This is a genomic window from Micromonospora sp. NPDC051196 (genome assembly GCF_040682415.1).
Classification (GTDB): Bacteria; Actinomycetota; Actinomycetes; order Mycobacteriales; family Micromonosporaceae; genus Micromonospora.
In genome coordinates, this window is sequence record NZ_JBFBAY010000006.1 from 177867 (window position 1) to 192516 (window position 14650).

13 protein-coding genes are annotated in these 14650 nt (G+C 67.8%); 8 read left to right on the top strand and 5 right to left on the bottom strand.

Features of this window, described 5'->3' with window-relative positions:
- Positions 1 to 99: 99 nt before the first annotated feature.
- The gene (locus tag AB0M35_RS14870) at positions 100 to 687 is read left to right on the top strand and encodes a GIY-YIG nuclease family protein (protein WP_363745482.1); all 588 of its coding nucleotides are present in this window, start codon (positions 100 to 102) and stop codon (positions 685 to 687) included.
- Positions 688 to 820: 133 nt separating this feature from the next.
- Here the strand turns inward: AB0M35_RS14870 and AB0M35_RS14875 are convergent, their stop codons facing one another.
- On the bottom strand, positions 821 to 1423 hold the full coding sequence (locus AB0M35_RS14875) for a disulfide bond formation protein DsbA (protein WP_363745484.1): 603 nt from the start codon (positions 1421 to 1423) through the stop codon (positions 821 to 823).
- Positions 1424 to 1490: 67 nt separating this feature from the next.
- Here AB0M35_RS14875 and AB0M35_RS14880 point away from each other — a divergent pair, with 67 nt between their 5' ends.
- The 4 genes from AB0M35_RS14880 to AB0M35_RS14895 all read left to right on the top strand — a co-directional run bounded on the left by AB0M35_RS14880 (position 1491) and on the right by AB0M35_RS14895 (position 7261).
- Complete coding sequence (locus AB0M35_RS14880) at positions 1491 to 2321, top strand: hypothetical protein (RefSeq protein ID WP_363745486.1); 831 nt, start codon at positions 1491 to 1493, stop codon at positions 2319 to 2321.
- A gap of 179 nt (positions 2322 to 2500) precedes the next feature.
- Positions 2501 to 3829: a toll/interleukin-1 receptor domain-containing protein gene (locus AB0M35_RS14885; protein WP_363745488.1), complete on the top strand. Its 1329-nt coding sequence runs from the start codon at positions 2501 to 2503 to the stop codon at positions 3827 to 3829.
- Entirely contained in the window at positions 3826 to 4887 is a 1062-nt protein-coding gene (locus AB0M35_RS14890; RefSeq protein WP_363745490.1) for a hypothetical protein, read from the top strand. Before AB0M35_RS14885 ends, AB0M35_RS14890 begins: the two co-directional genes overlap by 4 nt.
- Positions 4888 to 5263: 376 nt before the next feature.
- On the top strand, positions 5264 to 7261 hold the full coding sequence (locus AB0M35_RS14895; protein WP_363745491.1) for a hypothetical protein: 1998 nt from the start codon (positions 5264 to 5266) through the stop codon (positions 7259 to 7261).
- A gap of 311 nt (positions 7262 to 7572) precedes the next feature.
- Here the strand turns inward: AB0M35_RS14895 and AB0M35_RS14900 are convergent, their stop codons facing one another.
- Positions 7573 to 8445, bottom strand: coding sequence for a hypothetical protein (locus tag AB0M35_RS14900; protein ID WP_363745493.1), 873 nt, complete (start codon positions 8443 to 8445; stop codon positions 7573 to 7575).
- A gap of 138 nt (positions 8446 to 8583) precedes the next feature.
- Between AB0M35_RS14900 and AB0M35_RS14905 the strand changes: the two genes are divergently transcribed.
- Positions 8584 to 10329, top strand: a complete 1746-nt coding sequence (locus tag AB0M35_RS14905) for a sigma-70 family RNA polymerase sigma factor (RefSeq protein ID WP_363745495.1) — start codon at positions 8584 to 8586, stop codon at positions 10327 to 10329.
- 32 nt (positions 10330 to 10361) lie between these two features.
- Here the strand turns inward: AB0M35_RS14905 and AB0M35_RS14910 are convergent, their stop codons facing one another.
- The 3 genes from AB0M35_RS14910 to AB0M35_RS14920 all read right to left on the bottom strand — a co-directional run bounded on the left by AB0M35_RS14910 (position 10362) and on the right by AB0M35_RS14920 (position 12870).
- Entirely contained in the window at positions 10362 to 11714 is a 1353-nt protein-coding gene (locus AB0M35_RS14910) for an aldehyde dehydrogenase family protein (protein ID WP_363745497.1), read from the bottom strand.
- A gap of 53 nt (positions 11715 to 11767) precedes the next feature.
- Positions 11768 to 12625, bottom strand: a complete 858-nt coding sequence (locus AB0M35_RS14915; RefSeq protein ID WP_363745499.1) for a hypothetical protein — start codon at positions 12623 to 12625, stop codon at positions 11768 to 11770.
- Between the two features lie 71 nt (positions 12626 to 12696).
- On the bottom strand, positions 12697 to 12870 hold the full coding sequence (locus AB0M35_RS14920) for a hypothetical protein (protein WP_363745501.1): 174 nt from the start codon (positions 12868 to 12870) through the stop codon (positions 12697 to 12699).
- A gap of 333 nt (positions 12871 to 13203) precedes the next feature.
- On the opposite strand from AB0M35_RS14920, the gene AB0M35_RS14925 reads away from it, so the two are divergent.
- Together AB0M35_RS14925 and AB0M35_RS14930 are read left to right on the top strand one after the other, a co-directional pair.
- Positions 13204 to 14256, top strand: a complete 1053-nt coding sequence (locus AB0M35_RS14925; protein WP_363745503.1) for a beta-ketoacyl-ACP synthase III — start codon at positions 13204 to 13206, stop codon at positions 14254 to 14256.
- A 101-nt stretch (positions 14257 to 14357) separates the two neighbouring features.
- Entirely contained in the window at positions 14358 to 14594 is a 237-nt protein-coding gene (locus AB0M35_RS14930; protein ID WP_363745505.1) for a phosphopantetheine-binding protein, read from the top strand.
- The last annotated feature ends 56 nt before the right edge of the window (positions 14595 to 14650 follow it).

The following is a 14650-nucleotide window of genomic DNA, read 5'->3' on the forward strand; positions in this document are numbered from 1 at the left end:
CGAAGACGACGCCAACGCTTCGTGCTCCGGAGCTCCCAGTCGTCGAGCATCCCGTCTCCGCAGCCCGGCCGCGATCCGCCCGCCCCTAGGATGGTCTCGATGACCATCCCCGAAACACCACCCGACGACATCCCAACCTACGGCGACCGGGTCGAGGAGGCCCTGCGACTGCTCTCCGGCATGCCGGTCGGTCTCGATGTCGCCGTCAAGCGGCTCAGCCGTGGCAGCGGGGTCTACGCCTGGTGGGCTGCCCCCTCGGTTCTTCCCGACCTTCCCGGGCCGCCGAATGCCAGCGATCCGTCGCTACGGCTGCTGTATCTCGGGCGAGCGACCAGCCTGCGAGGCCGGATCCTGCGCAACCATCTGAGGCGTTCGGGCAGTTCGACTCTGCGCCGTACATTGGCCGGGCTTCTTGTGTCCGAGGGGTACCGGACGACCTGGACCGATCGTGTTGTCCTGGTCTCTGAGGATGAGGCGCGGCTGACCGTGTGGATGTACGAGCATCTGCGCTTGACCTGGGCACAGGACGCGGAGCCGGCAACCGTCGAGGCCGAACTTGTCCGGCGCACACACCCGCCGCTCAACGTCCACGGCGTCGCCCCCGAGCACCTCCAGGCCGCCGTGGTCGCCGCCAAGAACTCATACAACGCCAGCAGCCGCCCGCCCGAGCCCTCACGAACGCCGTAACCGGTTGTCCGGCATCCGTGCGGTCACCGATGTGCGCTCCTGCTGCGGACAGTGACTACGACCGAGGTGGTCGCCCGGCTTCGCGGCGTCATCTGACCGTTCCGCCCGGTGTCGTCCGGCGGTGGTCAGCAGATCACTCGACGGGTGGCTCGTGAGGGCGACCTTTGAGTTCGTGGAATCCGTCGGCCTCGGCGACCAGCAGCGTGCCGTCCCACAGCCGGCCGGCCGGCTCACCACGCGGCACTCGGGACATCACCGGCCCGAACCAGACGATCGACCGCCCGGACTCGGGTTCCACCACGGTGATCGGGGTGCCGACATGATCCCCGATCTGGCTGATCCCGGCCGTGTGTGACGCCCGCAGCACCGCGTCGTGGTCAGCGGAATCCCAGGCGGCCGCCAAATCGGCGGGCAGTCCGGCTGCGGCCAGCACCGTGTCGATCGGACCCCAGTCGCCGCTGTGGGCCATCGCACCGTACCGGTCATAGAGGCGACCAACAGCCTCTGCGCCGTACCGGTGCTGGACGGCGGCGAAGAGACGAACCGGTCCCCACAGGAATCCGTCCGGATCGTTCTCCGGATCGTCGTCGCGGCCCTCGTTCAGCACGGACAAGCTCATGATCTGCCACACGACGCGTACCGGACGGACTTTCTCCACCTCGCGCAACCAACGGGAGACAAGCCAGGTGTACGGGCAGCTCGGATCGAACCAGAACCTCGCGGTCAAGTGAGGCATGGCACCAAAGTACCTCGATCGTCACGGCCCAGAACTGCGGTGGGGTCATTGCGAGCATCGGCGCGCGATGCTTGAGGTGACCCTTCGTGTCACGGCTATCGGTCGTCGTCGCACCGTGCAGCCGCTGGTGGTGACGCCTGGCGCGCAACTCGTCCCGGACCAGGGGCCGCAGCTACGAAAGGCAGTTCGCGCCGCATCCTGCCGTTGCCCACACTCGATATCATTCATTTTCGTGGATAGGCTTACGCTTGAACAGCGGGCAACAATGCTTCTTCATGGCGGCGATGTCGACAAAGATGATCTACGTTTCTTCTTGTCGCGCCTCTTGCAGATCCAAGAAGACCAGGGACGAGACGCCAGTCGAGCGGTGACACGTGGAGTCGGCCTCGGAGCTGCATTCATCATCCTCACCTACAGCAATCTGCTGGAGGCCGAACTGCTGGGAATGAAGATCCAGGACATCTCGCCCTTGAGGCTTGTCATCCCAGTCGCCATGATGCTCATGGCTCTCCGCGCCGTCACCGTCCTGCAACTCTCCGTCTTCTATCGCCGCATCTTCCGCGAGGTGATCGGCAAGCACCTACCGAACTGGGAGGCGTCCGGGCTGGTACCTCTGCTCAGCCCATGGAACGGCCCGATGTCGACTCATGCCAGCCCCACACGCCTCGACACCCATGAGCACCCTGGAGTTGACCGCTTGCACCAGGCGATGAGAATGGTTGACGCTTGGGCAGGTATCGCCGCTCTCGCGGGTTTTCAATTATACGCATTCGTCGTCCTGTTCCAGGATCCGAGAGTCCCGACCATCGCGACCGTGACATCTCTTGCCATATCGCTGACTCTGATGTTGTATGTTGCCGCTTACCTGCTGTTCGTCAAATTGAGCACGCAGCCTTGATGGTCGCTTCGCTCTGGCTGATGATGTCCCAAGGCCAAGCTCCTTCCGACCCTCTATCGGCAACAACCTTGAGGGACCACCCACCGGCGGCCCGGACCGGACGAGGACAAGCGGCTGGGGCATCCGAGTCAGTACCTGTGGTTCTTGACGGCCACGCAGGTGCTTGCAATCGTCACCAGGTGACCGCTCCCAGCGACCGGCTTAACGTCAAGGTCTTCCTCAGCCACCGCTACCGGTCGCCTGCGGTGAACCTGCAGTTCTTCGACCTGATCGACCAGGTCGCCGATGTTCAGTTCGAGGTCGACCGAGGGCTGAAGGCCACGAGCACGACCCGCTTGGAACGCATGATCCGCGACGTCGAGGTCTTCGCCGGCATCTACTCGCTGAGCGACGATCCGTTTGAGCATCTGCCGGCCGCAGATCTGATGCGGGCCACCCGGTACTTCAAGCTCGAGCTCGACATGGCGATGCGCTACCGCAAGCCGTCGATCCTATTCATCGACCGCCGGTTCGGCAACAGACTGCAGGGGCCGCCGGGCGTTGTCAGCCTCCGCTACTCGGCACAGGAGATCCTCAGCCAAGGCATGGAGACGGCACGGCGACATCTTCGCGACGAGTTCGCCACGTTCTGCCGATCGATCGGCAACCACACCCAGAAGCTCCCAGCGCGCGACGCCGCCGCGATCGGATTGCTTGTACCGCCCACGGGCGGCGCGCGCGACGCTGCCGCAGCCGCCGTCGAGGCGTTCAACTATGCGGTCGAAGTCCTGCCCTGGCCGATTGCCATCGACGGTGGCTTCATCGCGCAGCTCCAGAGGTGCGACTGGGTGCTAGCCGACATGAGCCAACCGTCGGCCGTGGCCGCAGTGGCGTTCCTGCGGGGCCATGGGATACCTGTCCTGCGGATCGGACCGATGGATGGACCACCGGACGTCGCAACCGAAGAACTGGTCTACGGCGAACTCGCCTCACACTACACAAAGGACCTTATTCGGTGGAGCGAGCCGGAACTTCTCCGAGTTGCCTTGGAGGAACGGATCGGGCAGATCACAGGTGAACCAAGTCTGATCGACAATCGGGTCGACGCCCAGGACTATTTCCGCTCGGCCGCCAAGCTGAACCACCTCGTGTTCCTCAGCTACGCGAAGGAAGATCACGCGTACGCCGATCGAATCGGCGCCGAGCTCAGTAACGCTTTCCAGGAAGTCTTCGACTACCGGAAGCCGGCCGCGATACCGCACGGCGCACGATGGCTCGACCACATGCTGGCCAGCTTGGCGACAGCCGCGATCGGAGTGCCCCTGCTGTCGCCGAACTATGTCGCGAGCTCTTACTGCATGGAGGAAGGGCGACGGATGATGGATGCCGCTCTCAGCGGTCGGATGCGGGTCTTTCCGGTGCTGCTCGCCGACTCGGGCGTGGATCTGTTCAGCCAGCTGGAGTACCGTCGCGCTACTCGGATGTCTCCGACCGAGATCGTTGCCGGCATCGCGCGGGAGGTGGCATGAGCGCGCCGACGGTGGCTGTAGCGGGCAGCCTGGCGATCGGGCGCTCCTACGATCCACCGCTGCGTGACGTGGCGGTCGCCGCCCGCGCCGCCGAAGAAATCGGGCGGGAGCTGGCACAGCATGGATGCCGGCTGGTGGTCTTCAGCAGCGACGACGGCTTCGTCGAGTCCGCCGTGGTGCGCGGCTACGCCGAGTCCGGCCAGGCGAGGCCGGGGGCCATCGAGGTACGCGGTCCGTATCGGGCTAATCCCATAGATTTCCCCGAAGCGCGGTCCAACCCCGAACTCTTCGACGCGCGACCCGAGCCCACACCCGACTGGGAGGTCTCGTTCTACCGGACACTGCTGCACGTCGACGCAGTTCTGCTCATCGGCGGGGGACGGTCGACGTTCATCGCCGGGCTCATTGCGCTGTCTCGCCGAGTCGCAGTCGCGCCGATCGGCACGTTCGGCGGTGCTGCCGAAAAGGCGTGGCAACGTATGCACGGTGAGCCGGACGCCGCGTCTGAGCAAGACTTGTCGGCGATGGTGTCCAGGTGGCGTTCCGGCTCAGCAGAGGCCGTCGTCGCGTCACTACTACGGCAGCACGAACGGCGCTTGAGCGAGCAGAAACAGATGCAGCGTCAGACAACCGCCGAGACGCGCCGTCGCGCACGGAGCCTATTGTCCGCGTTGATCTTCCTGGCGGTGGGTCTCGCCACGCTGCCTGCGGCCACGGCATGGCAGCCCGGCACCTGGGTGGCGGTGAGTCTGCTCGTCTTCGGACCACTGTGTGCGGCGGTGTCCGGGGCGCTGCTCCGCAACGTCTTCGACGAGGTCGGCGAGTGGCTGCGCGCTGCGGTGTCCGGCGCTGCCGCTGGTGGGCTGTCCGCTGTCCTCTTTCTCGCGGCGCAGCTCACCACCAACCCGAATCTGCTTCAGGGAGACAGCGCCGCTCGTCTCGGATTCTTCGTCGTGCCAGTCGGGTTCGTTGCCGGGCTCGCTTTCGACGCTGTGCTGACGAAGCTCCGCGGCACCGACGTGGTGAAGACTCACCCGGTCAATGCCGCAACGCCGTGACAGCGCAGCGCAGCACCCGGTAACCGGGCCCCCGACGGGCCGTACCCGTAGATGGTCGTCGGGGCCGGATCGGGCAGGAGTGAAGGGGCAGTCCTGCACCACGGAAGTGCCGTGCACCTCCGACGTTGTCTGAGTTGGACGAACTCGTACTCCTGCTTCGATCTCGGTGTTTGCATCGGACGTCGCGGATGGTGCAGAATCTTGCCGGGCCGGACGGCGGCCTTATCCAGGCATCGGGCTGCCCCGTTGACGCGATGCCGCATGGAAGAACTTACCGATCGCTGGGCACGTGTCGCATCCGCGCGTCCGTCAGGGCGCTTGATCGGTTGTCGAATGGTCTTTGGGGGCAGCAGGCGATTCGGGAACGGATCGAGCGATGACCCAGGATTGGGCTTCGAGGGAAGCCGGCCGCCGGATTCACTACACCGGGGAGCCCTTCCAGCACGCGTTGAACGACCTACGCCGCCGCAGGTTCGGCGAAGCGATCATCCCGGCTGCGGCTGGAGAGCAGGCTGTCGTCGAGTCGATGGCGATGGAACTGCTGTGCCGCGGCGGCGAATGGTGGCCTCAACCGCTGAGCGTCACCGCCGCCTATATCAGCGACACCTCGCTGTTGCTGAAACTCGGTTCACACACCCTGATCGACAAGAGGCAGCAATTACTGGTCAGCGACCACGCCATGCAGGTCCTCCTACCGGTCATGCAGCCGGATACGCGGGAGGTCGAGGGCATCCCAGGGTTGCGAGTGGAAGCCATCCGTGATGAAAAGGCCGAGGTGTGTTTGGCCAGTGAGAGCGGCGATGCCCGCCTGATCCTTCGCGGAGTGCTCGGCACGCGGTGGGCCGATGCGATACGCACGGCGGCCGACGCGGCCTTGCTCGCCGGAACAGTGCCCCTCTGGGAGCAGAGCTCACTGGACGAGGCCGAACGAGATGGCCGGCGATCCCACCGGAGGCGCCATGAGGGCGACGCGGGTCTGGCATGGCTTGGCTCCGGCCTCCTGCGGCGTATCGCCCTGTTCGGCAACTCCAGCGCGTACTCGATCAGAATGTGGATCAGTGCTGGTCGCTGGCATGTGCACCTGTACACCAGCAGGAGCGTTGCCGACCATCGCGTCCGTCACGACGAGTTCCTCGCCCGGCTCGCCGACGACGACTGCGGCCTGCCCCTCATGGTGACCCAGCAGCGCTGTTCATGTGACCGAACCGCTTCGGAGCTTCACGGTGAGCGCGACTGTGTCTTTGAGTTGCAGCATCGCGACCGCCAGAAGCCCGGAACTCTGCACCTCACGTGTCGGTGGGACGACACCAGCCACGTTGACATGGCCGAGACGCTGCGTCGAGCCGGAGCCAACTCCCGTTGGATCGAGCGGGTGCTGCCCACGCCCGGTCGCCCGGCGGCTCCTGACCGCCACGAGCTTGCCCGCGGTCGCGCCCTGTTCACCGGAGAGACCGCACCTCAAGCTCTTCGGGCAATGTCCACGCCGGTGGGCAGGCATGTCATTCTTCCAGCCGGTTCCGCGCAGGCACAGCTTGAGTCGCTGCTTCTGAATGAGATCGGTAGCGGAGGCGTTGACCATGCCGGCTGGCGGCCAGGCGAACCGGCGTTGATGATCAGCAAAGTCGTGGGCGATCATGATTCGCTGACCCTGCACGTGCCGTCCCGCCACCTGCCCAAGTTCATCAACCGCAGCCTGCCGTGGCACATCGACGATGCCGCCGAGATCTTCGGCATCACCGGCCTGCGCTGCAAGATCAGCGGTAGTGGCGTGACTCTCTACCGAATCGGTCTTCCCGGACGGATCGACCTACGAGGCATCAGCAAGAAGCAGTGGCAGGCTGCTGTCGCGATTGCCAGCAGCAAGGTACGTGAGACCAGCAGCACCGCCATCCCCTGCTGGATCCACGACCCTTATGACCTCACACCACAGGAGAGAGCTGCGCTGCAGGAGGCACGTTACGACTATGCGCATGACGGACCCGTACGCCCCGACGGCCTACACGAGCTGATGTCGGCGGTCCTGCGACGATTGCGGATCCTCGACTCCGACCCTCGTCACACCGGCGTGAGCCTATGGCAGACCCCGTACACGACCGTGCCGACAGTCAACATCGAATGGGGCACCGCACCCAGCCTCGACACCGTCGCGGCAGCGTTCCAAGACCGCATCTTCGGGATCCCTGGCCTCACCGTGGCCTACAGCCCGTACTCCAAGCACGTCAATCTTCGGCATGACCAAGGGGCGATGCTGTGCCTTCGATTCAGCGCCGCCGGCTTCTGGAACAGTGAACGTGCGGACCTGTCCAACCGGCGCCGAGCAGCCCGCGATCAACAGGTACATTCCTTCAACGATGACGCGGAGGGCGGCTGGTGAGCGTCACTCTCGCGACAGTGATAGCCGTGTCCGTGCCGTTCTTCGCCAGTGTCACATGCATAGCCTTGTATGCACTTCGAGGTGCAACTCCGAGCGAGCGCGTCGCGATCCTGCGAGCCCTGGCGCAGTTGGCCCAGGCGATGCTGGCGCGGTCACCGCGTCACACCAGGCGAACTTCAGCTCAGAGCAATGGCCAAGACTCGTGAATTGGCGGCACGGCGACCCGTTCCGGTTGTTCGTTCACCGAGCAGCCCGGCGACCTGACGGTCCCGCGCCGGGCAAGCCGGCGCGGGACCACGGGCACCGGAGGGTCAGTTCGCGCAGACGGCGTACGCGCGAACCTTCCAGGTGCTGCTGAAGCCGTCCTCGTCCTCCATGGCGCGGACGGTGACGACGGTCGAGGTCGTGGCCCGCATCTCGGTCAGGCGCACCTGGCCGTCGCCGCCGAGGATCTCGCCGCCCACCCCGTGCACGCGCGTGCCCGCCGGGCAGGTGGCGGTGACCGACCGGACGGATTCGGAACTGTAGATGCTGTCGTTGATCACACGCTGCTCGCCGGGCAGCGGGTCGGCGCAGATCGCGGTGGCGTCCAGCCACCAGGTGTCGGTGAAGCCGGTGCCGTCCTCGGCACCCGCCACCACGACGCTCTTCTGGTGGATGCGCAGATCCTCGAGGACGACTTCGCTGTTCGACGCCCCGACGACCGCGCCACCGACGCCGATGGCGTGCTTGCCCTCCGGGCAGGACTTCTCGAACCAGTTCGAGGTGCCGAAGCTGGGCGTCGAGCTGCCGGAGACCGTCACCAGGCCTGCGGGCGGCGTGGCGCACACCGCGCTCGCCGTGACCGCCCAGTTGCCGGCGACGCCGTTCTCGTCCTCGCGGCCGGTCACCGAGTACGCGTCCCCGCCGATCAGCGGCCGCATGATGTCCATGCCGACCTGACCGAGGCCGGAACCGGTGATCGCGCCGCCACCGCCGATGACCTTGGTGCCGGCCGGGCAGGTCGCGCTCTGCGACTTCGCGACGCTGTTGCTGGGGCCGGTCGTCGTCTTGATGCTCAAACCGGGGATCGCCGCCACCGGTCCGGTGAGAGCCAGTTGGCCGAGCACGAGCGCGCTCAGCGCGGCTGCGCCGACGGCGGCCGTCCGACGCGACCACGGGTTCCGGTTCGATCCTTTTCGCATGGTGTCTTCCTTACGTGAGGCTGTTCGGCTGCGATTGACATCGGTAGGAGCGCCGTCGGGTCGGGATGCCAACAGAAAGTTCGAAGAAAAAAACTCTGCGGTTCTAATTGACCCGTCGACGAGCAGCGGGAGACACGGATGGACACGGCGGCGCGGGACGACACCGCACTGGTCGAGGCGATGCGCCGCGGTGAGCGGGCCGGGCTGGAGGGCATGTACCGGCGGTACGCCGACCGCCTGTACACGTACGCCCGGACGATGGTGCGCGACCCGGAGGCCGCCGCAGACGCCGTCCACGACGCGTTCCTCACCGCCGGCCAACGCATCGGCCAGCTCCGGGAGCCCGATCGGCTACGCTCCTGGCTCTACGCGATCGTGCGCAACGAATGTCTCCGGCAACTCCGGGAGCGGTCCCGCTCCCTGCCGCTGGACGAAGCCGGCGAGCCGGTGGCCGACGCCGCCGACCCGGCCACGGGCGTGAACGCCGAGCAGGTACGCGCACTGGTGCACACCGCGGTCGCCGCACTGAGCCCGGGCGACCGGGAAGTGGTCCACCTGGCCATCCGCCACAACCTGTCGACCGTCGACATCGGCGCGGCTCTCGGGGTGCCCGCCAACCATGCGCACGCCCGCTTGTCGCGGGCCCGCTCGCAACTCGAACGAGCGCTGGGGGCGCTGCTGGTGGCTCGCACCGGAGCCCGGGACTGCCCGACCCTCGCCGGCCTGATCGACGGCTGGCAGGGCCGGCTCACCCCGACCCTGCGCAAACGGGTCTCGCGGCACATCGAAAGCTGCGCGGTGTGTGGCCTGCTCCGGCGGGAACACCTCAGCCCGGCCGCCCTGCTGTCGGCGTACACGGCACCGGCCTTCCTGGTTGTCACCGACACGGTGTGGCCGAGACTGGCAGAGGTCTACGGGACCGCGGTCCCGGCCGATCCGGCGGGTGCGGTCACGGCTGGCCCGACGGCCGATCCGGCGCTGGTGGTCGACGAGCCATCCGGGTCGGAAGACGGTGGCCCGGCAATCGAGCGGGCGTCGGTAGCCGACGAACCATCCGGGTCGGGAGTCGCCGGGTCGGCGGCTGGTGAGGGCGGGGGGCCCACGCCGGCAGGCGGCGGTGCCGTAGCGTCGGACGGGGCGGCGGTGCCGCGTGGTGCGGCGCACGCGGTGTGGCCGACCTCGTCGGCGAAGCGCGACCGGCGCCGTCGGCGGCTGGCCGGGGCGACCGCCCTGCTGGCCCTTCTCACCGCGTTCGGCACCTGGGCGGTGCTGTCGGAACGCCCGACCACCGTACGGGACGGAGCCGGCGAACCGGCGTCCCGGACGCTCGGATCACCGACCGGCAAGGTGGCCTCCGCCTCCGCGCCGCCGTCCGCTGCGGCCACGGAAGCCGAAACGTCGGCTGCCGAGCCGCCACCGACCGCTGCCGCCGATCCGACGTCCGGGACCCGGATCGTGCCGGCGGACGGCGCCGAGGCCACCCGGACCGATGCGCCCGAGACCGCGCCCGGTGGCGTCGCACCGGCGCCGACCGTGGCACCGACCAGACCTCCGACCGCGCCCCGGCCGACGGCCGCAACGCAGATCGCCGCGCCGTTCACGGTCTCCGCCACCGCTCACGTGCGGTGCGGCTCGGACACGTACAGCCTCGTGGTGCAGGCCACCGGCAGTGCCGCACTCGACGGCGCCGAGGTCAGCTGGACACCCACCGGGGGCAGGACGTCGGTTCGATCCCTGACCGTGGACGGATCGGTCGCGCGGGCGACCATCGGGCAGTTGCGCGCGCCGGCGCTGACCTGGTCGGTGCGGGCGACGGCGGTGGACGGTCGCACGGCGCAGAGCCCGAGCTACCCGGTCACCCGCCCGTGCGTCCGGCCGGGATGACCGGGACGGCTTTGGGTGGTCTGCGGCGCTGGTCATGAAGGCTGCTGGATCACCTTGAGCCGGCCGAACGCGGCCAGTCCTTCCAGCCCGCCCTCGTACCCGTACCCGCTCAGCCCCCGACCGGACAGCGGTGACATCGGGTCGGCGCCGGTGGCGCAGTTGACCGACACCCGGCCGGCGTTGAGTCGTTCCGCCAGGGCGGTCGCCCGCGCCTGACTGCCGAAGACGAATGCGCCGAGGCCGAACGGTGTCGCGTTGGCCGTCGCCACCGCCTGATCCTCGTCGGTGAAGGCGAGGACCGGTGCGATCGGGCCGAACGGTTCCTCGTGGAGTACCCGCGACTCGGCCGGTACGTCGGTCAGGACGGTGGCCGGGTAGTACCAGCCCGGTCCGGATGGGAGCTGACCACCGGTGATCACGGTGGCGCCCTTTTCCACGGCGTCGAGGACCAGCGCGTGTACCTCGTCCCGGCGGGCCTCGGTGTGCAGGGGTCCCATCGTGCCGCCGGGTTGGCGGTCCAGGTCCGGTACCGCCGCGCTGAACCGGTGGACGAACTCCGCGTGGATCCGCTCGTGGACGAGGAACCTGCTCGGTGCCGCGCAGCTCTGCCCGGCCGAGCTGAACTTCGACGCGACCAGGGCGGGCACTGCGGTGTCCAGGTCGGCGTCGTCGAGAAGGATGGCGGGGGCGTGTCCACCCAGTTCCAGGACGCAGCCGGCCAGGTGCCCAGCCGCTCCGGCGGCGACCAGCTGCCCGGTGCGGTGCGAGCCGGTGAAGGTGATGAGCGGAAACTCGGATCGGGCCACCAGGGCCGCCGAGCCGACCGCGTCGGTGTAGACCACCTGCAGCACGTCCGCCGGCAGGCCGGCCTTGGTGGCCAGGTCGGCGATGTCCCGTACCACCGACGGGGTTGTCTCCGGTGCCTTGACCACGACGGTGCAACCCATCACCAGGGCGGGCGCCAGCTTGCGGGCGAGTACGACGGCGGGGAAGTTGCTCGCCACGATGGCGAGGACGGGGCCGACCGGGTCGACGAGGACCTGCCGGTGCAGTCCGTCGCCGCTCTCGATCGTCCGCCCGGCCGTCGCCTGGGTGGCCGCGGTGGCGGTCCATCGGAGGGTGTCCGCCGCGCGGTCCAGCTCGGCTTCGGCCTGCGCGACGGTCTTGCCGGTTTCCAGGGCGAACCGCGCTGCCAGGTGGGCGGCCCGTTGCGTGATCAGTCGGGCCAGTTCCCTCAGGATGGTGCACCGGGTGGCCACCGGAACGGCGGACCACCCGGGCAACGCCACTTTCGCACGGTTCGCGATCTCGGGTACGTCGTCCGAGGTGAGGAGCGTGATGTGACCGACCACGTCACCGGTTCTGGGGTCGCGGACAGCTGACATCGTCTTCCTCATCTCGCGGACGGCCACTGCGTACGGACGGAACGGTTGTCGACTCAGCTCCAGGTCACGACGTTCTGCGGGTCCGCGTACGCCATCATCGCGGCGAGCGTGGTGCGGGTCTGCCGCTCGGTGGTGTTCGGCTCGACCGCGTGCACGTGCGCGCCGTTGAAGACGTACACGTCACCGGCGTGCACGTCGATCCACTTGGATTCGACGTCGACCAGGCACTCGTGCGGGTACGGCGAGCCGGTGTACTCCACGCCGAGCCGGCGCTTGCTCTCCAGGTCCGGCTGGATGTTCCAGTACACGAGCCGGCCACCGCCGCCCTCGTTCTCCAGGCAGATGTTCAGCGCGGCGATCGGGTTGCCGAACACCCGGTTGCGCTCGAAGTCCGCCATCTGCGGGTCGGAGCACTGCGAGTCGTCGTCGTGCGGCTCCAGGGCGAAGGCGCCCCGGCCGTGCCACGAGCGGAACAGGGCGATCGCCGCGCTGCGGCCCTCGTGCTCGGCGGGCCGGACGACGGCACCGCGCTTGGCCAGGGCAGCGCCGAGCCCGGCGTAGAACTCCTTCATCGGGTCGTTGGGCACGTCCAGCAGGTCGCGCAGGATCGGGTTGGCCTCCTCGGCCTCGTCCAGGTACTGCTTCGTGGGCTTGCTCCAGGTGTACGCGCCGATGTAGTAGCCGGGCGCCTCGACGCCGCGGACCTTGCGGTGCGGGCTGTTCCAGAAGCGCTGGGAGATGTTCTCGGCGACCTCCGGCGCGACCATGCCGCGGAACATCACACCGGCGACTTTGCCGTCAAGGACGTCGAGCACGGCCTCCGGGTCGTACTTGTCGTATTCCCGGAAGGTGAAGTAGTCCTTGCTTCCGGACCAGCCGGTAATGGGGCGGAGGCTCAGCGAGCTCGTCATTTCTGTACTCCTCGACTGTGGGGGGAAGACGGGGTGGTCGGGGCTGGGGTGAACCGGTCCGGGTGCTGGGATCAGTCCCAGGGGTTGTTGCCGGCGGTGGTGGTGGTCGGCGACGGCGACGAGGTGGCTACCGGGGAGGGAGCCGGGGTCGTGGTGTCGGCCTGCGCCACCGAGGCACCGAAGAAGACGAGGGCTGCGGTCGTGGCGGCGAGAGCGAAGATCTTGACAGCGTTCGTGCGGCCCATTGTCGGCTCCTTTTCGGTGTTTCCCTGTGGCGTTGAAAAGAAGCTAACAACGGACGGAATCTTGGCCTTATCCCCGCAATTATCTCGGCGCTATCACCCCTTTCACGGCTACCGGGCGGCCCGCGTCCGGCGAGGGCCGCCTGCGTGAGCGCCGACGAGGGCCGCGCCGGCACAGGTGCGTGGCGGTCGCGAGGGGGCGGCTGACGTAGCTGCTGCGAGGGTGCCGGGACAACTGCCGCTCGCAAGCACCGACCGCGGGTTCACTGGCAACACGACCCAGCAGGGCGTGGCCGCCGGGAGCCGGCCGGCTCACCGGACGACAGTAGAGGAGGGGTGACCTTGTCGGCGCATGTCGAGTACGAGAGCACCACCAGGACGGCCGTCATCGCCGGGCTCGGTGCGTACGTGCCGGAGCAGGTGGTCAAGAACGAGGAGATCGCCGAGAGACTCGGCGTCACCACGGACTGGATCCGCGACCGCACGGGCATCGAGCAACGGTTCGTCCTGGATCCGGCGCGAGCCACCTCAGATCTCGCCGTGGAGGCGGCCCAACGGGCCCTCGACTCCTGCGGCAACCCCGACATCGACTTCCTGATCCTGGCGACCTGCACCCCTGATCACCTGTTCCCGGCGACCGCACCGTCGGTCGCCACCCGGTTGGGATTCAAGGGGATCGCCGCCTTCGACCTCAACGCCGCCTGCTCCGGGTTCGTCTACGCGCTCTCGGTCAGCACCGGGATGCTCGCCACCGGGGCGTACCGCACGGGTCTGGTGGTCGGCGCCGACGCGGTCTCGACGATTCTCAACCACCACGATCAGATCACCGGGCCGATCTTCGGTGACGGTGGTGGCGCCGTGGTCGTGCGCGCCGGGCACATCGGCGAGACGGGCAGTGTCTCCGTGCAGCAGCTCGGCAGCGACGGTGACCTGCTGGACATCATGAAGACGCCGGCCGGTGGTTCTCGGCAACGCGCCGCCGGGGTCCCTGTCGACCTCGACAACAGCTACTTCACGATGTCCGGTCGGGCCGTCTACAAGCATGCGATCAACCGGATGAGCACGGTCTCCCGTTCCGTGCTGCAGCGGATGGGCTGGACCCCCGACGACGTCGACTGGCTCATCGCCCACCAGGCCAACCGGCGCATCCTCACCGCCACCGCCGAAGAGATCGGGATCGCACCCGAACGAGCGGTGATCAATGTGGACCGGGTCGCGAACACGTCCGCCGCCTCCATCCCGCTGGCCATGGTTGACGCCGTGGAGTCCGGCGCGCTGACGGCCGGCGACAAGGTGCTGCTCGCGGCGTTCGGCGGCGGCGCCACCTGGGCCGCGGCCGGTCTCACCTGGCCGGAGCTGACTCTGGCCCCTACGCAGACGGTCCGCTGAGCCGACCGTCGGAGGGCCGTCGTACCAACGGCGGCCGTACCACCACACCACCGCACCCGTGACTAGGTATTTCACCGAGTGGCCCGAGAAAGGAACAGATCATGCTCAACACCCTGGAGAAGGTCAGCGAGATCGTCCTGGAGCAGGCGCCGGAGGTCGACGTCGCCATCGGCCCGAACCTGCGGATCAGCCAGGACCTCGGCATCGATTCCCTGACCTTCGTCGACATCCTCGTCAAGATCGAGAAGGTGTTCGACGTCGAGTTCAGCGACAGCGAACTGGCCGCCGTGCAGAGCGTCCAGGACATCCTCGATCTCGTGGAGCAGAAGACGCTGTGACCGGTTTCCCCGGCGCCGTCCACCGCAGGCCGCAATTCCTTCGGTGACACACCGCG